The 21514-nt window shown below is 31.7% G+C and carries 19 protein-coding genes and 1 pseudogene; 3 read left to right on the top strand and 17 right to left on the bottom strand.

The genetic code is table 11. The features are described from left to right. Positions 1-122 precede the first annotated feature (122 nt). Positions 123-803, top strand: a complete 681-nt coding sequence (locus MKX31_RS11050) for an aspartate/glutamate racemase family protein (RefSeq protein ID WP_064475365.1) — start codon at positions 123-125, stop codon at positions 801-803. Positions 804-852: 49 nt separating this feature from the next. On the opposite strand, the gene MKX31_RS11045 is transcribed toward MKX31_RS11050, so the two are convergent. The 6 genes from MKX31_RS11045 to MKX31_RS11020 all read right to left on the bottom strand — a co-directional run bounded on the left by MKX31_RS11045 (position 853) and on the right by MKX31_RS11020 (position 9897). After that, entirely contained in the window at positions 853-2031 is a 1179-nt protein-coding gene (locus MKX31_RS11045; RefSeq protein WP_064475364.1) for a macrolide family glycosyltransferase, read from the bottom strand. A gap of 338 nt (positions 2032-2369) precedes the next feature. Next, positions 2370-4496, bottom strand: coding sequence for a peptidoglycan D,D-transpeptidase FtsI family protein (locus tag MKX31_RS11040; protein ID WP_064475363.1), 2127 nt, complete (start codon positions 4494-4496; stop codon positions 2370-2372). A gap of 222 nt (positions 4497-4718) precedes the next feature. Next, positions 4719-6506 (bottom strand): PAS domain-containing sensor histidine kinase, encoded by a 1788-nt coding sequence (locus tag MKX31_RS11035; protein WP_064475362.1) that lies wholly within the window; start codon positions 6504-6506, stop codon positions 4719-4721. A gap of 456 nt (positions 6507-6962) precedes the next feature. Continuing rightward, a complete protein-coding gene (locus MKX31_RS11030; protein WP_064475361.1) occupies positions 6963-7814 on the bottom strand; it encodes a Cof-type HAD-IIB family hydrolase in 852 nt (283 codons plus the stop codon). Positions 7815-7991: 177 nt separating this feature from the next. Then, complete coding sequence (locus MKX31_RS11025) at positions 7992-8570, bottom strand: cysteine dioxygenase family protein (protein WP_064475360.1); 579 nt, start codon at positions 8568-8570, stop codon at positions 7992-7994. Between the two features lie 112 nt (positions 8571-8682). Beyond that, positions 8683-9897 carry a cytochrome P450 gene (locus MKX31_RS11020; protein ID WP_064475359.1) on the bottom strand — a complete coding sequence of 405 codons (1215 nt, stop codon included), beginning with the start codon at positions 9895-9897 and terminating at the stop codon, positions 8683-8685. A gap of 140 nt (positions 9898-10037) precedes the next feature. Here MKX31_RS11020 and MKX31_RS11015 point away from each other — a divergent pair, with 140 nt between their 5' ends. Further along, entirely contained in the window at positions 10038-10535 is a 498-nt protein-coding gene (locus MKX31_RS11015) for a PadR family transcriptional regulator (RefSeq protein WP_064475358.1), read from the top strand. Between the two features lie 102 nt (positions 10536-10637). Here the strand turns inward: MKX31_RS11015 and MKX31_RS11010 are convergent, their stop codons facing one another. The 7 genes and pseudogenes from MKX31_RS11010 to MKX31_RS10980 all read right to left on the bottom strand — a co-directional run bounded on the left by MKX31_RS11010 (position 10638) and on the right by MKX31_RS10980 (position 16443). After that, positions 10638-10793, bottom strand: coding sequence for a DUF1540 domain-containing protein (locus tag MKX31_RS11010; protein WP_000046093.1), 156 nt, complete (start codon positions 10791-10793; stop codon positions 10638-10640). A gap of 73 nt (positions 10794-10866) precedes the next feature. Next, complete coding sequence (locus MKX31_RS11005) at positions 10867-11496, bottom strand: Vat family streptogramin A O-acetyltransferase (RefSeq protein ID WP_064475357.1); 630 nt, start codon at positions 11494-11496, stop codon at positions 10867-10869. Beyond that, positions 11486-12769: an MFS transporter gene (locus tag MKX31_RS11000; protein WP_064475356.1), complete on the bottom strand. Its 1284-nt coding sequence runs from the start codon at positions 12767-12769 to the stop codon at positions 11486-11488. Before MKX31_RS11000 ends, MKX31_RS11005 begins: the two co-directional genes overlap by 11 nt. 266 nt (positions 12770-13035) lie before the next feature. Further along, positions 13036-14271 carry a cytochrome P450 gene (cypA, locus tag MKX31_RS10995; RefSeq protein ID WP_340980815.1) on the bottom strand — a complete coding sequence of 412 codons (1236 nt, stop codon included), beginning with the start codon at positions 14269-14271 and terminating at the stop codon, positions 13036-13038. Positions 14272-14429: 158 nt separating this feature from the next. After that, positions 14430-14834, bottom strand: a complete 405-nt coding sequence (locus MKX31_RS10990) for a hypothetical protein (protein WP_064475354.1) — start codon at positions 14832-14834, stop codon at positions 14430-14432. A 148-nt stretch (positions 14835-14982) separates the two neighbouring features. Next, positions 14983-15264: pseudogene (locus MKX31_RS10985) on the bottom strand (hypothetical protein); the annotation flags it as partial. Positions 15265-15441: 177 nt separating this feature from the next. Beyond that, positions 15442-16443: a DUF1835 domain-containing protein gene (locus tag MKX31_RS10980; RefSeq protein WP_149173583.1), complete on the bottom strand. Its 1002-nt coding sequence runs from the start codon at positions 16441-16443 to the stop codon at positions 15442-15444. 229 nt (positions 16444-16672) lie between these two features. Here MKX31_RS10980 and MKX31_RS10975 point away from each other — a divergent pair, with 229 nt between their 5' ends. Then, complete coding sequence (locus MKX31_RS10975; RefSeq protein ID WP_000409414.1) at positions 16673-16885, top strand: hypothetical protein; 213 nt, start codon at positions 16673-16675, stop codon at positions 16883-16885. Positions 16886-17135: 250 nt separating this feature from the next. On the opposite strand, the gene MKX31_RS10970 is transcribed toward MKX31_RS10975, so the two are convergent. From MKX31_RS10970 to MKX31_RS10955, 4 genes are all read right to left on the bottom strand, one after another. Further along, entirely contained in the window at positions 17136-17339 is a 204-nt protein-coding gene (locus tag MKX31_RS10970; RefSeq protein WP_000878362.1) for a hypothetical protein, read from the bottom strand. A 139-nt stretch (positions 17340-17478) separates the two neighbouring features. Beyond that, positions 17479-17895: a DUF3995 domain-containing protein gene (locus tag MKX31_RS10965; protein ID WP_340980813.1), complete on the bottom strand. Its 417-nt coding sequence runs from the start codon at positions 17893-17895 to the stop codon at positions 17479-17481. Between the two features lie 130 nt (positions 17896-18025). Next, positions 18026-18790: a DUF3959 family protein gene (locus tag MKX31_RS10960; protein WP_098102617.1), complete on the bottom strand. Its 765-nt coding sequence runs from the start codon at positions 18788-18790 to the stop codon at positions 18026-18028. A 204-nt stretch (positions 18791-18994) separates the two neighbouring features. Continuing rightward, positions 18995-21385 carry an RNaseH domain-containing protein gene (locus tag MKX31_RS10955; RefSeq protein WP_340980812.1) on the bottom strand — a complete coding sequence of 797 codons (2391 nt, stop codon included), beginning with the start codon at positions 21383-21385 and terminating at the stop codon, positions 18995-18997. Positions 21386-21514: the final 129 nt, after the last annotated feature.

The following is a 21514-nucleotide window of genomic DNA, read 5'->3' as shown; positions in this document are numbered from 1 at the left end:
AGTATAAATTTCAACACTTTTCTAATTATTTTTATTTTTTGTTTAACGGTACATTTAAATCATTGTATTCTTATCGGAATTGTGAAATAATAAATTCAAAATAGTTACGGGAGGAATGTACGATGAAAGTAATCGGTTTAATTGGTGGACTAAGTTGGGAATCTACATCGTTATACTATAAACATATTAATACACTTACACTCTCTCAACATGATCAAAATGCAAAGCTTGTTTTATATAGCATGGACTTTGGTGAAGTAACTACTTTATTACAAAATCATCAATACGAAGAAGTGAAAAACGAATTAGTCACAGTTGCAAAAAAGGTTGAAAAATCCGGAGCTGATTGTTTATTAATGTGTTCCAATACGGTCCATTTATTTGCTGAAGAAGTAGAAAATGCAATATCTATTCCACTTCTTCACATTGGTGATGTAAGTGCTAAAGAAATGGTAGAACAGAATATAAAGCGTATCGGACTATTGGGTACGAAACAAACGATGGAACAAGACTTCTATAAATCACGTCTAGCAAATTTTAATATTGAGACAATCATCCCAAATGAAGAGGAAAGAAATTTTATTCATCATGTTATTTTAAATGAATTAAGTAAAGGAATTATTTCAGAAACATCAAAAGAAAAACTTTTACAAATTACAAACTCATTAATTCAAAACGGCGCAGAAGGTATATTGCTAGGATGCACTGAAATACCATTGCTCATTTCCCAAAACGACCTTACTGTACCTGTTTTTGATACCGCGCTTTTACATGCAAATACTGCTGTGCAGTTTGCAGTATAATAATATAAAAGCATAAAGGTTAATCCTCTATGCTTTTATATTGTCCAAACTATTTATTTAAAAGAGATTTTATAACTGCAATTGCTTCTTTAGTACCACCACATTCTAAAAAACTATCATTCAGTTTTCGTATACCATGTTTATACTTTTCATTTGAAAGAACGTCTGTTACCGCTTCATTTAAAGTTTGCACATTAACATGTTCTTTCAATAATCGATGTGCTGCTTCAAGTTCAGTTAATCTTTGTGCTATCATTGGCTGGTCTTTATCGTGTGGAATTATAACAAATGGGACATTAAAATAAATAGCATCGTGTACGCTGTTCATGCCACCATGTGTAATAAAAACATCTGCTTCACTTAATATTTCTGATTGGGGTACGTATGAAGCAATTATAAAATTGTCTGGCGCTTTCTTAATTTTAGAACGATCATTTCTATCACCAATTGCCATTACAACTATTCCATCAAAATCAGAGAAAGTATCAATGCACGTATTAAAGAATGGTTCGAGCCCCTCAAGCAGTGTTCCCATTGAAATATATATAACTTTCTTACCTTTAAGCAATTCAAATGGAAACTCTACATTTGTTTTACGCTTTGAAATACTAGGACCAATAAAAATGTTATTTCTTCCAAATAAATCGCTATTAGGTTGAAAATAGCGACTTGTGTACACAAGAGTAATATCTCCCTTGTTATGCATAAATTGAAGATTATTTTTAAGCTTTACTCCAAATTCATGTTCCATTTGACGTAGTAAATTTCCAGAAAACTCATCGGGTCGGAATTGTATTTCTGCATTTGGATGAAAAGGTAAAGTCTCCAAAAATTCTGGAGGAATTAAAAATATAGGAGAAGAAAGTACGCCTGGAATTTGTAAATACTCCTTTACTAACTCTCCAGCACCAAATATATCGTAAATTACGAAATCAAAATTGATGCTCTCACATAATTGTTTCGTAATTTCTAATATATATAAAGAAGTTTGAACATGTACATGAAAGAAAGAATTCCGCCCATGTGAGGTTTCAGTATCAATAGAAATCTCCTTTAATAAATCTGGATGAGTATATACAGTTGCTCCCAAATCTTCAATTCTGCTTTTAAAGTGTTCTGTTGTAATATAATGTACGTGATCACCCCGTTCAGTAAAAGCTTTGACTAAACGTAATGTAGGATTTACATGTCCCTCTGCTGGAAAATTAACCACTAAAATATTTAGCACTTATTTCTCACTCCTTACATTTCAATACTCTTATTAATCATACTGTAATTATTACCGTCCATCTTCCCCTAATAGTCCTAATATACTTACTACTTTAGATTGATAAATAATTGTCAGTTAATAAATTAAAAAAGGCATCTACATAAGTAGATGCCTAACCGTGATAAGGAGTGTTCTGTGAGGTTAGAATAAGCTTTTCAGCTTGTCCTATGCTATCAATATATGTTTTATTTTATAAAGTGTGCATAGTTGATAGAATGATTTTATCCTTCTCTATCATCCATTTTGAATCTATTCATAAATAAGACGACTCTAGTTTCTATAACATTTCATATGTTTTAACCTTCTTGAGAGCTATCTATTTTTGTAGTTTCTCCAGTCAATCGCTTATTTTTTAATTCAAAATAAGCATCTAAAACTTCTTTTCCAATATCAGAGTTAATACCAGATTTATCATTAATAACCCACGGCACAACTACAGAGAATGCTACTTCAGGATTATCATACGGCGCATATCCTGCTAACGTTAAATTATAACATTCTCTTCGCTCACCTTTTTCATTTCTTCCAATATCACTTTCTCCACCGTATACTGTCTGTGCTGTCCCTGTTTTACCTGCTGGCTTATAAGATGCTTTTTGGAACGCCCTTACTCCTGTTCCATCACCTTCCTGGAATACCCTTCTAAATCCTTCTTTTACTTGATTTATATATTCCTCTTTCATATCTATCTTATTTAAAACGATTGGTTCTACTGCATGCACCACTTTACCAATCTCATCTTTTTGCGACGTTTGCTCTCTTACCTCTTGAACAATTTGTGGCTTCATTCGATATCCACCGTTTGCGATTGTTGAAATATACTGTACAAGCTGAAGTGGCGTATAGGTGTCATACTGACCAATTGAGTAGTCTAGTAAGAAACCAGGTTGATTATCTTTTTTACCAATTTGTCCAGCTGTTTCATTCGGTAAATCAATACCCGTTGGAACACCTAATCCAAATTGCCTGAAATAATACCTCATTTTATCAAAGTACTCCTGTTTAATATTCAATGAACTATTTTTTACATAATCTACACCTGCAATTTTTAATGCTGTATTAAACATATAAACGTTTGAAGAGACTTGTAACGCTCTTAAATCATCAATATTTCCAAACTCTTTCCAAGACTTTTTTTCCTTAGTTCCTTTAAACTTCATAGGTGCATCATAAAAATAAGTACCTGGTGTTATAGCGTTCGTTTCAAATCCAGTTAAAACTGTCGCACCTTTAACTGTTGATCCAAGCTCATAAGAACTAGTCATTGTGCCTAATGCATAGTCTTCAACTTCTGTTTTTCCGTCTTTTTCTACAAGTCTTTTCCCGGCCATGGATAATACTTGTCCGTTTTTCGGATTCATCATCACAACGAAAGCACGGTCCAACATGGATTCTGACCCTTTATATGCCTTTAATATTTTTTCAATACTTTCTTCTACTTTCTTCTGTAATTCCATATCTATTGTTAAAGTTAAATTCTTACCGCTCTTTCCCTCAGAAACGGTTTCCGTTCTAATTGTATTACCTTGTTTATCTGCAACGCTTCTTACTTCTTTTTTTGTACCATGAAGTACATCTTCATATTGCTGCTCGATATAACTTTTTCCAACCCTATCATTTCGGCTATAATCACGTACCAAGTAGTAATCTAATCGTTCGCTTGGTAATCCTTCATCGGAATTAGAAACATTTCCAAGAACAGATCGGAATAATCCATCATTTACGTACACTCTCTCCCAATCCACCGATACGTCTACACCTGGGAGATTCGCTAAACCTTCACTAATTATAGTAAATTCCTTTTCACTAACATCTTTTTTAATAATTTGAGGGGCCATTTGATAACCAGAAGTCATCTTACTTTTAATAGCTAACACTTTTATATCTTTCTCTGTTAATTCCTGAAGATTTTTATCTGTAACCCGTTTTCTTTTTAACTCTTCTATTTTTTTATCTAGCTTCTTGCCGCTAATATCCTTTTCTCTAAATGTATCTATTTCTTTTTTCGATACTAGATTTTCAGCCAGTTTCGGATTTAATTGCATCCAAAAATCTTTCTTATCTGTCTCATTTAACTTATCTATATCTTCTTGCGGCATTTCAATTATGTCTACAAGTTGTCTTGCGGTTTTTAATATATCTTCTGATTTTACACCTTTCATCTTTGTGTACGTGATCGTGCGTAAAGATGTATTATCAACAACTGGATTCCCTTCTCGATCAAATATTTTTCCACGTGGGACAGATAGACTCACAGTTGCATTTTCTCTCTTTTCTACTTCATTTTTATAAGTCTCTCCATCGAAAATTTGCACTTTACCTAACTGTATAATCATTGCAGAAAATAATAAAAATACACAAAGAAATAAAATATTTAACCGCGTCGGTATTGCTCTACCACTTTTTTTCTCATGCTTTGTCACCTTGTCATAATCTCCTCCTTACAGAATTCCTAATAATAATTGAATCTATATATTAAAAGTAATGCACATTTTCTATACAGTACTTTGCACAAATATTAATATACTGATAAAAACTTAATAAAAATTAAAACAAAGGTTAAGAAAAGGTAAAGTTTACTAAATTAAATATAAAAATCCCCAATAACCGAAAGCTTAACTTTTGGTTATTGGGGATTTAGTAATTTAAGAGTTAATAATTGGACGTATTGATTCGAATCTATCATCATAATTTGATAGAGATTTTTCACTCTGAGCTTTCGGCAAGTAAATCGTTACTGTTGTCCCGACTCCAACTTCACTCATAATACTTATATTCCCTTGATGACTTTCAATGATTTTATAACTTAACATTAATCCGATACCGGTACCTTTTTCTTTTGTACTATAAAAAGGCTCACCTAATCTCTTAATTCTATCTTCAGGTATCCCTATTCCTTCATCAATTACATGAATAATGACACCTTCATCGTTTATCTCTTTAATATGAATTGTAATTTTCCCGCCATTTGGCATAGCTTCGATTGAATTTTGCAAAATATTAATAAACACTTGTTTCAATTGATTTTCTGAGCATTCAATGCTTATGTCTTTGGTGTCTGCATATAGTTCCACTTGAATATTCGTCATAATTGCTTTTGTATTCATTAACGATACGACATTATTATAAATTTGATAAATATTTTTTTGTTCTGTATTTATCTCATCTGTTTTAGCAATTGATAAAAACTCTTGAAGAATCGCTTCTATTCTTTCAATTTCAGAAAGCATTAAATCAAAATATTTTTCTTGATCTTCTTTATTAATTTGAAATAACTGTATAAACCCTTTAATGACAGTTAATGGGTTCCTCACTTCATGAGCCACACCAGCTGCTAATTGACCAATTGCTGCAAGTGTATCTGATTTATTTAGCAATTCTTCTGTCTTTTTCCGTTCTGTAATATCGCGTACAATGATCATAATTTTATCTTGTAATAATGGTAAGCATCTAGCTTCAAAGAAATCGATACTCCTATTAATTGTAAGTGGATATTCAACAATTACATTCGTTCCTTTTTCCTTCACTTGATGAATTGCTTCCTGAAACTGCTGTGCTACTGGAGATGGTAATACTTCGAAAAACTTTTTTCCCATAAAAGCTTGTGCCGGTACATAAAATTTCGAAGGGGATCCTGCTTTATAATCTATAATTGTGCCATCATCTTCTGTTAAGAAACATAAATCTGGTAAAGCCTTAAAAATTAATTCCAATTCAGACGTTTGTTGTTTTAACTGCTCTTCTATCGCTTTTAAATGTGTAATATCTACTCCGACAGCCCAGTAGCTATATCCTGTTACAGGAAACTGTTCTGATATATTGGACCACATGATTGTTTTGATTTCACCATTTTTACATGTTAAGTGCATTTCCCAATCCCTGAAATTTTTTCCGCAAGTTAAAAATTTCGTTTGTATTTGGTGACGATAATTATGATCTGGGTACAATAATTGAAGGGCATTTGGATTTCCTATTATTTCTTCAGCGGTATAACCTGTTACAATTTCACACTCCCGATTCCACAAAACAAAATCTCCATTATAATCAAGCGCATCAACCATAACAGGCATGTTTTGTAAAATCGTATGCAGTTCCTCCTCTTTTCGAGAAAGTAACGTTGTATTTTTACTTTGAAATACTTTTGTCGCCCCATCTATAATTAGATTTGAAAGCATTTCAAAGTATTTTTGACAATTGAAAATGTCAATTTTGTTTGACCATACTACAAAAGATCCTAAATGTTGATTGTATAAAAAAATGGGGATTTCAATTTTGGGAAGTTTACATATTTTCATCTCATTTATTCCAAAAGAAAATATACATTCTTTTTCAGCATCAAGAAGTTGATGTGATATGTTGGTTAATTTATAAAACTGTTCTGCCATGGTTTCTATTGTACTCACATCAATAAGTTCCATTAGCCGCGCATTCATTCCTTTTTCACCTCAATATGTAAAATTAATACAAATTCAAAATTTATACTTCTCCATTATACGAAGAATGTGCCTTTAGGTATATAGCTGCAGAATAATTATTCGAACAAATTTTATTTTTCAATTAAAAAAGAGAAGAATTTACGTATAAAATGAAACTTTAATCATTATGTATTCCATCAAACACCAATTTTAATTTGACAAGCAACCGATAACGCGCCCTCATGCATAGATTTAACTATGACAATAGCATTATTCATATCGCTTGTAGTAGTATAAAAATACAAAAAATATAAAGTTCATAAAATTTTCACAATTAATATGAAAAATATAAACATTTATTCCAATATATTCTATATAATAAAATGTAATAAGGCTTCTATGAATCTCATAGAATACCTTACCCCTAATAAAAAGAAAAAAAGAATCTATTTGGATTCTTTTTTTCTTTTTATATTACATTACATATTTATATAAAGCATGTGCAACACCGTGTTCTTCATTTGATAAGGTTTCGTATTGACACATCGCTTTTATTTCTTCCACAGCATTCCCCATTGCAATTGATATGTTCGCTTTTTCCATCATGGAAACATCGTTTAGCCCATCACCAATCGCTACAGTATTTTCGACTGGAATATTCAGGTGTTCTGCTAAAGTATATAATCCATTTCCTTTTTGAGCATCTCGATGATTAATCTCTAAATTATGCCAATATGAAGATGTAATTGCTAAATCAGTATTATGCAGAAACGTTTCTTTTAATTTTTTTAATTTTTCTATGTCATAAGAAAATGGTAAAAGTTTATGCACATGTATATCTGTTTCTACAATCGGTTTACAACTTTCTGCACTATGAAACGCTGTATGCTCCAGGTATAAAGCTGCGATAGTTTCTAATTCTTTCAAGTCGAAATTTTCTTTTGAATTTTTCACATACTCGATTTCATTACGTACACTCTCTACTCCATAATCCGGTACGTACACACCTTTATTAGTATAAAGCTGATAATATAAGCCATTCTCTTCAAGATAATTCACAATCTCAAGTGCTTGCATATTTTGAATTGGATATCTCTTCATCATTTTATTATCTTTATATATAAGCGCACCATTTTCCGCAATAATTGGACACTCTAAATTAACTTCTAACAACAATCTTTCAATGTCAACGATAGAACGTCCTGTACAAATTGCTACAACATGACCCGCTTCCTGACATTTTCGAATTGCTTCTGCATTCTCTTTACTAATCATTTTATTCCCCGAAAGAAGAGTTCCATCTAAATCAATTGCGATTAATTTCATTATTTCTTCACCACTTTCTATATATACACGAATTTATATTGAACGAAAGGTATCGTTTTCATACTGATTTCGTGAAGTACCCTTTATTTATAATTTATGAAAAGCGTTTCAGGTCAAGAAATAATTAAAAATAAAATCAAAAGCTTTTCTTTTTAAAGAAAAGCTTTTGATTTTAAACTATGAACTATAACTAATATATTTTGTCTCACACATATACACATTTTTTTCTTCAGTTGGAACATATACTTTAAACTTTTCTAAACGTTTTCCGTAAATATGTATAGTGATGACGCTTTCATTTTCTTCTATTTCAAGAATATGACAATCAGTTGGTGGAATGACTTTATCTGTTTCACCTTCTCCCAAATAAAGATTTCCTGTATGCCTTAAATAAACAAGTGAATTTTCAAGCTGCTTAGTTTGTATAAAGTTCTGCACCATTATTCTTCCTGTAAAAACGCCTTCTACTCCCCATGTGCCATCGTGATCATGTAAAGGTGTAGATTGACCATCTTTCCATACAAGAGCTAATACTTCAAAACGCTTTAAAGGATCTTCATATAGCAAGTGTCGTGCATATTGAGTCGAATTCACCTTCTGTTTCTCTAACGGAAGCCATCTTTTCTTTTCTAATAGTTTTCCTAGTAATTTTTCAATTGCACAAACCATTTTCTCTTCGGATAAATTACTATCTATTAAATCGGTTACAGCTTTAATAAATACTTGAAACGTTTTGCTTCCATTACACGTTAACATAAGTATCCTCCTCTACTCTTCTTTCACACACTTCCATACTATAAAACACACTAAAATTTTACAATTGAGAAATAAAAAACAAGGTACAATACATTGCACCTTGCTCAACGTCTTACCTAGTTTTCAAAAGAATAGGTAAGTATTTTAATGTTTGTTCATTTTCCAATATACATTTTTCTAAATTGAACGATGGAGATAACTCTATTTTTTCAAAGACATTTATAAAGGTAGTTAATGCAATTTCAGCTTCTAAACGTGCAAGTGGTGCCCCTAAGCAAAAGTGAGGTCCTTTACCAAAGGTTAAATGCTTTTCATTTCCTATTCTGTGTAAATTAAATTCAGAAGCTTGTAAGAATTTTTTCTCATCTACATTTGCTGCACTTACCCATGCAACAATCATTTGATCCTTTTTCATAAAAGGTCCAAATATATTTGTGTCCTCTGTAATCCTCCTAGCTAATGTAACGGGAAAGCGATAGCGTAATACTTCCTCAATCGCTTTTGAAATTAATTTAGGTGATTCCCTTAATTCTTTATATGTTCCAGGCGAGTCCACTAAAAAACAATAGAAGCTATTAATAATTAAATTTGTAGTTGTTTCATTACCAGCCGCTAATAAACCTAAAGAAAAAGTAACAATTTCTTCATCGGTTAATCTTTCACCTTCATATTCAGCTCGTATTAAATCTGAGATAATATCGTCGGTTAAATGATATCTTTTATTTTGAACAATTGGAAGAAGATATGCTTTAAATTCATTTAACGCAACTCCTTTTTCTACATCCAAATCGTTAAATTTTTCTTTACTATATGGCATAAATAAAATATCAGACCATTCTTTAATTTTTTTACGGTCAGTTATTGGTACTCCTAATAAATCGGATATGACAGTAACAGGTAAAGGTGCAGCAAACTCTTCAACGATATTAACCTCACTATATTTTCCAATATGTTGTACAAGTTCATTTGCGATAGCCTGTATTCGAGGTTTCCATTGTTCTAAACTTCTTGGAGTAAATGCTTTAGAAACGATAGAACGTACATTGCGATGTTCTGGTGGATCAGTAGAGTTTATATTTATCCTAGTTTCTAAAGGAGGGATTGAGAATTGCCTTCGCTCCCTTCTACTTGAAAATAAGCGATAATCCGATAAAACTCGATTTACATCATCGTATAAAAAAACATTCCATACATCCTGCTCCTCATCATAATGAACCGGATGATTATCCCTCATAAATTGATACCATTCATACGGATTCCACAATTCTTCTTTTGTTTTCAGCTTTGAAATTTCATGAACTAAAATCACATTTTCCGGCGAAGCCATAGTTCTTTCCTCCCTTTTCTTTTACAATAAAAGTGATAGGTCGGCAGTTCAAAGTTGTATAATCTAACATATGTTATTTTAACATATACAAAAGGAGATTTTTCATTGGGGAACTTGAGAAATATATAAGGGGGATTTTTATGTACGTTGACATTTTACTATTAGCAGAATTAACAACTGGACCAAAACATGGATATGAAATAAAGAAAAATGTTCAAAACCGGTTAGGTGAGAATTTCGAATTAAATCATAACACACTTTATCCCGCTCTTCGGCGCTTCGAAAATATGGGTGCTATAACGAAAAAAATACATAAACAAGTCGGAAAGCCAAACCGAAATATGTACGATATAACTGAAACAGGTGAAGAAATTTTTTCAGAAATGTTAAGAGAGTTTCCTGAAAAAATTGCGACAAATAACGCTGAGTTCCTTGTACGTATCGCTCTATTTGAAAAACTTGATTACGAAGGTAGAAAAGAAATTTTAACAATACGCCAAGACGTACTACATAAACAGCTTACTGCTATTCAATCTTTAGATGTTAGCTCATCTTTTATTACAGAAGTCATTGCATTTAGTAAATCACGTATTGAACATGAATTGCTCTGGATTACATCACTTATGAACAAAATATGAAAAAATAACAAGAAAAGTTAAAAACAATGAATGAAAATGATATTTATTATCAATACTATAATTAATAAAAGGGCAACCACGATTTGGCTACCCTTTAAAAGTTTATATTTCTGGATCGAAAGTTTTGCAATCTGTTTCTTCCGTAGTTGATGCTTGTTTCCCTTTATTACTTACTACATAAATTGCATCTGCACTACATTTATTGCCGTTAGCCCAAAATTTACAGTTGTTTACTTCACATAAAACGTCTTGTGCCATAGTATCACACCTCCTTGTTCTATTATCATTAACAAAATTCGGAGGTATGATACTCTTTGTCATGCATTTTTTATTACCTTTTTAGCTTTCTTAATGGTTCAATATCTCCTCGTACAATAGCATCTATATTTTCTGTTATTTTTTCAATGTCAAAATGCCACCATTGAATTTGCAATAATTCTTCTATTATTGTATTTGTAAATCGTTCCTTTATTTTATTTGCAGGGTTTCCGCCAACAATTGTATATGGTGCTACGTCTCTAGTCACAACAGATTTAGCTGCAATAATTGCACCATCCCCTACTTTTATTCCTGGCATAATAGTTGTATCCATACCAATCCAAACGTCATTTCCTATAACTGTATCACCTTTGTAAGGTAAATCAGACAAATTAGGTGTATACTTCTCCCACCCATTTCCAAATATATTAAATGGATATGCCGAAAATCCATCCATCCGATGATTCGCTCCGTTCATAATAAAGGTAACTCCATTTGCAATACAACAAAACTTTCCAATAGTAAGATGATCTCCAAGAAATTCATAATGATGTAATACTCGATCTTCAAATGTTTCTCCATCTTTCGCATCATAATAAGAATAGTCACCAACAAGTATATTAGCTTTCGTTATTGTATTTTTTATAAAATGGACATTTTGATTTCCTTCAATAGGATATTTAACATTTGGATTAGGATTCATGTTGTACAGCACTTCCTTTACCATTTATTTCACTTTCTACAGCTATTACTGGTTTTAAATTGTATATAGGTAAAATAAATAATAATCCAATTATAAATAGTAAAGCTGTGCCCTCATACATCGTACTTAATGAGAACACCTCTTTTAATGAACCAGCAATACTCATTGTTACTACCATTGAACCGGTGAATAGTGGACTTAAAATGCCATTTACACGACCAATAAAATCTGTATCGCTGTTTTGAATAATGAGCGTATTAATACCTATTTGGATACATGGAAGAGCTAACCCACTAAAAAGTTGTGCTGTAAGTGTCACCCATAAATTCGTCGAATAACCTATAATACCAATGCCGATCGCCTGACCGAACATCCCTACAATTAACATCTTTTGCGGAGCAACATTTTTCGCAAATACCATCGCTAAAGCGCCGCCAACAATCATTCCTGCACCATTTACTGTTAGTAACCATTGTAAACTCTCTTTTGATAGTCCTAACTGCTCAGTTACAATAAATATACCAAGTGGCTGAATTAAACCAATACCGAGTCCTGCTGCCATAAAACAAAGCCCTAGCAAAGTTAATGCTTTTTTCTTTTTTACGTATTTAATACCGTCTAGCATTTCCTGTAACAACGTGATTTCTTTTTTCTCATTTTTATTCTCAAGATCTTTCGGGAGAAATAACAACACAGCTGCTGCCAGTAAAAAAGCGATACCTGTTATGATAATTGAAATATAAATTCCAAAACTATGAAAGATAAATGTTCCAAGAATCGGTCCTAACACCATAAAAATCGCAAATATTGTTTGATATATAGACATCGCTAATTGGATTTGTTCCGTTGATAAATGCTGTTTAAACAATTTCATACCTGATGGTTGAGAAAACTGCGAAAGGATTGCAGAAATAAGTGTAACAAAAAACACGATTTTCCATGTTCCAAACATAAGTGTAATTAATACAGCGAATACTGAAATGGAACTTAACGTTTCACACCATATCATTGTCTTCTTTGGTTTCCACCTATCAGCAAAGGTTCCACCTATAAAGGAAAAGATGAAGATTGGAGCAAACTCAGCAACCGAAATCATCGAAATAGCAAAAGCATCACCTTTCGTCATTTCCATTACATATAGTAATACCGCAAAGTTCCGAACCCATATTCCAATTTGTAAAAATAATGCTGATGCAAGAATTCCTTGCACAAACCGATTTTTTAATACTTGTGATACCCCATTGTTTTGTTTCGTTACTACATTTGTCGACATAAAAAAGCCCCCTATTTCATGTTCTGAACAGGAGGCAGCACAAATCATATAAAAAGACTATATTTTCGCAGAGCGAAATACATCCCTTTTCTATAAATGCACAGACTAATCCTATTCAGAAGAATATTTCGTTTTTTAACGAAGATCTCTTACAAATAGAATTAGTTGATCATTGGGATGTTTTCACCCTTCCGTTTCGAATTTAAATAACACATACATACTCTATGTAAATCATTTTCTATGTATGCATGTCTACAATAAATATTCTAGAATGTTAATGGTAATTCCTCTAAAGAACGCATTAAATAATTACCCTGCCATTTAATGTCTTCACGTTTCCCTTTTATTTGTAGTTCAGGCATTCGATTAAATAAAGTAGTAATGGCAATCCTTGCTTCTAACCTAGCAAGCGGAGCACCTAAGCAGAAATGGCTACCATGGCCAAAAGCAATATGACGATTATTCTCCCGAGTAATATCGAATACTTCCGGATTTTCAAATACCGTTTCATCACGGTTTGCAGAAGCTAATGCAATGACAACCATATCTCCTCTTTCGATTGTTCGGTCGTGAATTTGAAAAGGTTCATCTGCCCATCTTGAAGTTGTAACCTCAACTGGAGAATAATATCGTAATACTTCCTCAATAGCTGCATCAATTAATTTTGGATTTTCTTTTAATAACTGTAATTGATCCGGATTTTCGAGAAGTGCTAATACCGTATTTGTTATTAAATTTACCGTTGTCTCATGTCCCGCCACAATTAGTAACATGATCATTGAATATAGTTCTCGGGCGCTAAGTTTATACCCTTCATTTTCCGCAAGTATTAATGCACTCACCAAGTCTTCTTTTGGCTCTTTTCGTTTATTATCAACTAAATATTGAAGATATGTAATAAACTCAGATAGTTGCTTTTCAGTTTCTCTTATTTCTTCTGGTGTTTCTGGGGAAGCAATGACAGCATGAGACCAAATTCTAAATTTCGCTTGATCTTCTTTTGGAATGCCTAGCATTTCACTTATTACAATAATCGGTAAAGGAAACGAGTAATCATCAACAAGATTTAATGAACTTTTTCGCTCGACTTCATTTAACAAATCATCTGCAATATCCTGTATTCTTCCTTCCAATTGCGTGATCATCTTCGGTGTAAAAGCTTTTTGTACGAGTGATCGTAAACGATTGTGGTTAGGTGGATCTGAATTTAGCATGTGCGTCGTTAAATAATCACTATTATCAACAGTAAGAAAGACATTCAATGTATCTTGAGAAAATACATTGGCCGGATCTTTTTTTAAGCGATTATCTTTTAATAGTGGCAAAGCATCTTCATATCTTGTAATAAGCCACTCTGCACCTAATTCAGTTTTATTCACAAATAAGATAGGTTGCACTTTTCTAGATTCTTTATAAATTTCATATGCATCTTCTTTAAACTGAGCTGAAGCTAAATTAATACCATCTTCTATTCTTAGCCCAACTTTGTTTTTCATTGACATTGTATTCCCTCACTCTCATTTGTTTTTGAAAACCAACCAACATATGCATTATACTCTAATAAAAACGAGAAAATTGTAAATTTTCATTCGAAATCTTACTTCTTATATTGAAAAATAAAAAGTGAGAGAGTAAAATGCTTTTACTCTCTCACTTTTCTTTACGCAAAGCACATGAAATTACTAATTTGTTGATAGCGATAACTTACTTTACGACGGCGACCACCTTGCCAAGTGTAACCTGAAACCCCATTTCTCCTCACTTCAGTCGGGAAGAACCATAAGTCTCTTCCGAAAGGTCCAGGACGATGCAAACGTAAATAGCCCCATCTTCCTAGACAGTTACACATCCATGATTTCATATTCCCTGCTTGAGCTGGAGAAGCAAATGTAGACGGTAACGACGGCGCTTGTGACGGTGGTGGTGACGTTGGAGCATCTTCCGCATCATCTGGTCTATAATCTTCTTGTTCCAATTCTCTCATTTCATTTACAGATTCATACCCGTAGTTTTGCGGATTATAATACATCCCTTGATCATATGGATAATTTTGCTGGTTATACATATTAACAAATCACCTACTTTTCATTTAGTACCTTTAACATTCATATGTGATATGCCCCCTATAGGAAGCTTATGTATAGCCTAAATTCATAAAAAATGTTGCAAACTACAAATAGAAGAGATCAAAAATAAATCTCTCCTATTTGCCACTATGCAAAGCACATATAATTACTAATTTGTTTATATTGGTAAGTTTCCTTAAAACGATGACCATCTTGCCAAGTATATCCTGATACATCAAACCGGCTAACTTCTGTTGGGAAAAACCATAAATCTCTTCCAAAAGTAGCAGGTATATTTAACCTTAAATAGCCCCATCTTCCTAAACAATTGCACATCCATGATCTCATTTGAGATGTTGGTACAGGAGTAGCAAATGCAGAAGGTAAACTGGGGAGGTTCGATGGAGGTAGTAACTTTGGTGCATCATCTAATTGACATGAACAAAACTGATTGTTCAATGAGCTACTCCTCCTAATTATTAATAAATTCTATATGATATATGAATTTTCTTTTTATATAAAACTTCCATAAAGGAAAAACTTCTCTTTTATTCCCCAAAAAATCCCCTTCTAATTCTTTATTAGAAGAGGATTTTTGTTTAATTGCTATTTCAACTTCACACTATAAAAACGCATTTCATTTAACGAACCTTCAAATTCAAAAACTTCTTTTTTAATTAATTGCTTTAAACGATATTCTAAAAATGTATCGCCAACCAACTGATCAGCAAGACCAAGTGCCTCACCAATTACTCTAGGAGCTTTTAGGAACTCACAATCAGCACCTACACTTTTCGCGCATTCAATAATAAATTGATCAAAATAATCTTCTTGTACCGAATACACTTCATTTTCATTCCAAACTCTTAAAAACTCCGTACTATTCGATAATTTATCCCATTCATATTCATACTCCATTCGCTTTTCTTTCGTTACATACGGAAATGCTGCAAAACTTTTTTGCAATAGAGCTAAACTGTCAGGCGATAATTCTCCTGTTCCACGAATAGCATACTCTTTTTTTAATATTTCTTTACTTGCTTCAGACGTATTAATAACGCGAATGTTTTTCTTATCTTTTAATTGCGCCATTACAAAACATAGGCCTACATGTTCATGTGCGTTATTAGCTTTCCAAATTGTAATAGGTGTTTCAATAGGAATAGTGTGTAGTTCTTCCATAGTTTCTAAAAACCTTGGTAAATACTCTACTTCAAAATAATTATCATAAGCAGTTAAATTGTTTACTAACCATTTCTGTCTTGCAAGTTGTCCCTCATACATATGTAACTTGTTTATCGGCCCAATTGAAAAAAATTCAGAAAAAGCGACAACCCTCTCTTCCAATTGTTCTTCTTGACTAAGCATATATTTTAAACATCCAGCTGTTGAATCATCAAACGCAATATGTACGTGTGTGCTTTCTTTTACATTTCTTATATATGATGTATTACTCGTTAGTTGCTTAGGAATATCCATCAAATTTTTAATTGCATCTTCACTATAGTTTTCTTCTAACAAATTTAACTGAATTAGAATACTTTGAAGTAAATGTTTTGCTTCATCTTCATACATATCCTCTACAACATTTTTGATTTTGTCTATCATACAAATCCCTCTATTCATTTCATAAATAACGTATATTATAGTGTATCATTTTAGTATCATTCTTTTAAAGTTTTTTTAAGTAAAAGCATTTATTATTCAGATTGCTACAGCTATCCACATTTTCAACAAAATCTCTCCTACAATTCTTAATTACTAAATATTCTTTTTGTAAATCCCTTTATTTAAATGTATAATTATATAGAAAATAAAAAATATAGGAGCTATATGCATGGAGAAAGCGATTACTACTTATAAACATTATTTAAAAAATTGGAGATTTATATTTATTTGTATATTACCTACTATCGCCATATTATATGTTTTCGATGTCATCTTTGAACTACTATTTCATCAAGATTTCTATTTATCAAACTTAATTTTTGCTATTATATTATTTTTAATATTTATTAACATCAAAGATATGTTTAAAATTGAAAGTTAAAGAACGGGATAAAAAAAGAGCACCCTGCAATTGGATGCTCTCATGTGATAGAGGTTTTTTCTGAGTATTAAGTAGGACACGAAGGTCTTGTCCTACAATATAATATATGCTTGTACTTATTTTATTGTGCATCTATTAAACATCAAATGTATACGTATTGCTAAAAATTCTGCTCATTTATTAATTGTGTAATTATTATATTTACACATAAAAAAACATCCTTATGGATGTTTTTTTTATGTATCGATTTTTAAGCTTCCATAAACTTAGCCGGTACACCAATTTTTTCAACTACAGAAGATATATTAGTAGGATTAATCATTACATTTTCAATACTAACTAATTTATTTTCTAATAGTCCATTCTCTGTAGTAATAAGTTCTTCAAACCGATCTAAAGTCATCGAGAATTTGTGTTCACTTCCGCCATTCATACAGACTTTTACATACTTCATAGTGTCACCGCCTTTCATAATAATCTATATTTCGATAAGAAGACGCTTACATCCTTTTTATTTACTACTAGATTTCTCACTTTTACTCCTTGCTAATTCACGTTTATTTATTTTAGAAAAAGCAGCTACTATTTTATGTTCACGTTATAATTGCTAGTAAGAACGATAAAGATAAAAATGCACAAAGTGGTATATATAAAACAGTATCCATTATAGCAAAACGCGTATCTTTTTTTCGCTTAAAGATGCCAAAATAATGAAACTCACCAATTACTCTTATAAAAAAAACAATCATACAAATCCAGGAGCCCAATTGAACAATACTATTAGGAACTTCGAAATGAACAACATTTGTTTGTTGTAATAAAATCATTGCTACCATACTTAATAATAACGCAATGAACAATGTCATCCCTACACCTGGTATAAATGCCTTTTCTCCAGATTTTGTTGGAATGACACTATTTGTCGCCCACTTACCTCCGAAAGCCCAGTAAACATGTAAAAAGCTAACTAAAAATAATATACAGACAGAAATATATGTAATAATCAACATTTTGTCCTCCCATTATTTTATTTAATTGCTCATCTTTAGAGTATGCTATGAATTCCGTATTGGCAATCTATATTTAATTACATAAAAAAACCCTTTAATGATACATCATTAAAGGGTTTACTGAAATTTCTTATACATTATACCTATTTCTACGACGTTCCATCCTCGTTTGTCCTTGAGCAGTACCTTGTTGTATTTGCTCTGCCATTTCATATGTTGCAGCTGAAGCTGGTTCTTCGTAATTATGCTCACGTATTTTTTCTGGCGTTTTTCGTTTTGATGCTTTTCCACCAAACTTAAATAATTTGATCTTTAATTTCGGTAATCTAGGAAGTGGAATCTTAAATGATAATTTTTTGCGCTTCTTTTTTTGTTGAAATAGATTTATATTTTCTTTATTATCATCCTGCTCTTTACGATGTAATAACATCGCAAGTAATCCACCTAATATAAGTCCTCCAACTAACAGTAGAAGATATAAGTAATGACTTGTCATTAAACTCGACATACGTTCAAGTATGACTAAAGACTGTACTTCTTTAATATCCCAAAGTAAAGCGGCCCATAATGAGAATAAACCGAAAGTAAGTCCATATGTACGAAAACGGAATAAACATGGAATTAAAGCGATACAAGCGGCGATTTTCGCATTCCCTATTATTGAACTTGTTGAAATATCTTGATGCCAAATGACTAACAGTAGTGTTATAAATGGCGCATACGCTATCCAACTACATATACGTGAATATATTTTTTTCGCAAAATAGCTACCAAAACTAGTAAAAAATAAAAGGCCCCCGATATATAAAGATTGTTCTAGTGGGATTTGCTTTATAATTCCTGCAACCGGAAAGAGGCCGCTCAATAGCATTAATAACACATCTAATTTCTTCACAATTCCTCATTCCTTTCAAATTTCTTTTGAATCAATTCATATTGCTTTCCCAAATGATGTAGTTTTTTATTTCTAAAAAACATCTTAATCCTGTATGTAAATAAAGTAAATACGTAAAAGAGAAGATACATGACAAAAGATATCCTTATTTACATGGAAAAATGACAAATCCTGACCGATATAATGAGCAGGATTTGTCTACTATTATTTAGAGCAGAATATTGAATCTTTCTTTTCTATTTTCATAATATCTACATCCAGTTCATCATCAAACTCTTTAAACTCTCTTGCATCTATATCCGTCATATAGCCCTTTACTACTTTCGCCATATGCATGGAATACGGCATGTGTACATCCTTTTCTAACAGCATACTTGAATTACAGCACATGTAATGTATCATTTTGGCGATATAATTCCTTTCTACAGATTTTACACCTAAAGGTAAAATTTCAAGTATGTATCGCTGCAATGTTTCACTATCATTCAAAGAATATTCACCAGCGCTATAATACATCCCCTTTTGATCTGTATATAAACTTGTGCCATCCGGAACATCATCACGTTCTATCATACCGTATTTTGGTGTATCAAAAGCTTTATTTATTCTTATAATATTTAAGTTTGGAACCTTTAGCACATCAGGAACAATCTCAGGGAAAGTATCTATATCAATTTTTTTATTTTGTAACTCTTTTATCCAATGTTTTCTTAAATTCGCATCTATAATGAAATACACTTGTTCATTTTGCTCTTTTACATGTTGTAAAATTCCTGATAATGTTTCAGAAACAAATTGTTTAAATAGAATCTCCATATCATTTCTTTTTGAAGGCTGCGGTAAAAAGGCATTATGTTTATTTATATTTAATAATAAACGATCAATCGTTTGCCACTCTGTATTCCCATATAGTTTATATGAAATTTCTTTTCCTTTTATTTGTGAAAAAATAGGTAAGAAATCAAATTTCGAGATTCGCTCAATTGATAAATTAACATATGTACAAGGTAAATTTATTTTATTCCAACTACGTTTCAAAAATCCTTTTTGTTCTAATAAACTAAGGATACAATTAATAATTGTTTTACGAGATACACTTTGGCCAATAAATAAATTAATAAATGCTGAAATACGGTTAGTTCGTGCAAACCCTTCTCTAACGATTTGCTTTGGATCAATTTTTTCACGCCCATCACAATTTTTCATTGCGATTAACGCCAACGTCGCATCATTGCGCTCACCTGCAGTAGCATAAACGGCTTTCATAACATCCTCTACTAAATTTGTTTTGTATTTCTGACAATATTGCATTTTATATGGATTTTGCAATACTTTTTCAATATTATATCTTACTATTTTTAATAATACTGGAGAATCTGCATTTAATACATATGATGACTCGCCAATTTGAGCTAACACAATTTCATTTTCAAATAACGCTTGTTCAACTTCCAACGATATTTTTTCAGACCATAGTTCTAACGTTATAGTCTCTAATCCTTTTGGTGCAATTAAAGGGAATAATTCATTTTCATTATTTGTTGCTAGCTTATTACATTCTGGTAGTAATGTGAAATGAGAGAATTTTTGCTGAAACCATTTAAAAAGATACTCACTTTCCTTTACTTTTATACCAGGTTTTATTTTTGTACCTTGAACTTTATATATTCTCTCATTGTATGGAAGCAACACCCTAATGTTTGCTCCTAGCATATAATCTTTCGGATATTGAAGAATATGCTCTAATTCAACTTCTCCACCTATATGAAAATCATCTTTTAAACTTCTAAATATTTTAATCCATTTTATGCCGTTTGTAGCTTGTTGTACTTTTAGTTTTACAAATCGTAATTTTGTATTATTTGATGAAAATTCTGGAGTAGAAACCAATATCATGCCCCGTTTTCGTCTTAATAGCAAAGGAATATCTGGATGATTATATTCTTGATAAAACCTCCGAATTCCTATTGAAACATTTAATAACGGAATATTCTCGCCACCGCGCGTGATACATTCGAACCGATATACGTAGGCGAAATAATCTTGTGTTTTTTCATCTTTAATAGGCTCTGACATTGCCTCACAAATATTTTGTGATCTAAGCGGAGAAAAATATATATCTTCTTCGTTAATATTCTCTAATCGTACAGATTGTTCACAAAAAATATGTGAAATTAAAGCGGGCAACCACTTAGAATATACTTCATTATCATGTAGTACTGTTAAATTAGAAATTAAATCGTAATGCCATTCATATTTTGGCGATTCTATTAATTTATTAGGTTTCCAATCATGTATAACCTCATACCAACTTTGGAAAATATAATCGAGTTGTTCTTTTCTAATAGGTTCTTTGCATACAATCCATGGTGTATTTTCATTTAATACATATGGATTGTGCTGAATAAATAATATATCAGAAAACATATCATATAATCTTTCATTCAATCTTTTTAACTTACTTGTTAATAAAAATGTCTTATAATGTATTTCTACAATATCAAGCCATTCGATAGGAAAGTATATAAATGATACACTTTCATTTAAAAGCGGCTCTACAATATTCTCAAATGTTAATAACCGTAGTTTTTCCATGTAATGGATACTTCCTTTCTTCATTTGCCTTGATCATCTAAAAACTAGAAGAAACCGTTACGTTACATAATCTAATCAATTAAAACCCGGTTCTTTAAAATTTAATTATTATTAATTTATTCGAATAAT

Source organism: Bacillus sp. FSL M8-0063, from assembly GCF_038005545.1.
In the GTDB taxonomy this organism is placed as follows: domain Bacteria; phylum Bacillota; class Bacilli; order Bacillales; family Bacillaceae_G; genus Bacillus_A; species Bacillus_A wiedmannii.
The sequence above is the reverse complement of the archived record's forward strand: the minus strand, read 5'-3'. Positions and strand labels throughout refer to the sequence as shown.

Coding starts and splice junctions, on each gene's coding strand:
- MKX31_RS11050 (WP_064475365.1), top strand. CDS start 123: ATGAAAGTAATCGGTTTAATTGGTGGACTAAGTTGGGAATCTACATCG.
- MKX31_RS11035 (WP_064475362.1), bottom strand. CDS start 6,506: ATGAATGCGCGGCTAATGGAACTTATTGATGTGAGTACAATAGAAACC.
- MKX31_RS11030 (WP_064475361.1), bottom strand. CDS start 7,814: ATGAAATTAATCGCAATTGATTTAGATGGAACTCTTCTTTCGGGGAAT.
- MKX31_RS11025 (WP_064475360.1), bottom strand. CDS start 8,570: ATGTTAACGTGTAATGGAAGCAAAACGTTTCAAGTATTTATTAAAGCT.
- MKX31_RS11020 (WP_064475359.1), bottom strand. CDS start 9,897: ATGGCTTCGCCGGAAAATGTGATTTTAGTTCATGAAATTTCAAAGCTG.
- MKX31_RS11015 (WP_064475358.1), top strand. CDS start 10,038: ATGTACGTTGACATTTTACTATTAGCAGAATTAACAACTGGACCAAAA.
- MKX31_RS11010 (WP_000046093.1), bottom strand. CDS start 10,793: ATGGCACAAGACGTTTTATGTGAAGTAAACAACTGTAAATTTTGGGCT.
- MKX31_RS11005 (WP_064475357.1), bottom strand. CDS start 11,496: ATGAATCCTAATCCAAATGTTAAATATCCTATTGAAGGAAATCAAAAT.
- MKX31_RS11000 (WP_064475356.1), bottom strand. CDS start 12,769: ATGTCGACAAATGTAGTAACGAAACAAAACAATGGGGTATCACAAGTA.
- cypA (WP_340980815.1), bottom strand. CDS start 14,271: ATGTCAATGAAAAACAAAGTTGGGCTAAGAATAGAAGATGGTATTAAT.
- MKX31_RS10990 (WP_064475354.1), bottom strand. CDS start 14,834: ATGTATAACCAGCAAAATTATCCATATGATCAAGGGATGTATTATAAT.
- MKX31_RS10980 (WP_149173583.1), bottom strand. CDS start 16,443: ATGATAGACAAAATCAAAAATGTTGTAGAGGATATGTATGAAGATGAA.
- MKX31_RS10975 (WP_000409414.1), top strand. CDS start 16,673: ATGGAGAAAGCGATTACTACTTATAAACATTATTTAAAAAATTGGAGA.
- MKX31_RS10970 (WP_000878362.1), bottom strand. CDS start 17,339: ATGAAGTATGTAAAAGTCTGTATGAATGGCGGAAGTGAACACAAATTC.
- MKX31_RS10965 (WP_340980813.1), bottom strand. CDS start 17,895: ATGTTGATTATTACATATATTTCTGTCTGTATATTATTTTTAGTTAGC.
- MKX31_RS10955 (WP_340980812.1), bottom strand. CDS start 21,385: ATGGAAAAACTACGGTTATTAACATTTGAGAATATTGTAGAGCCGCTT.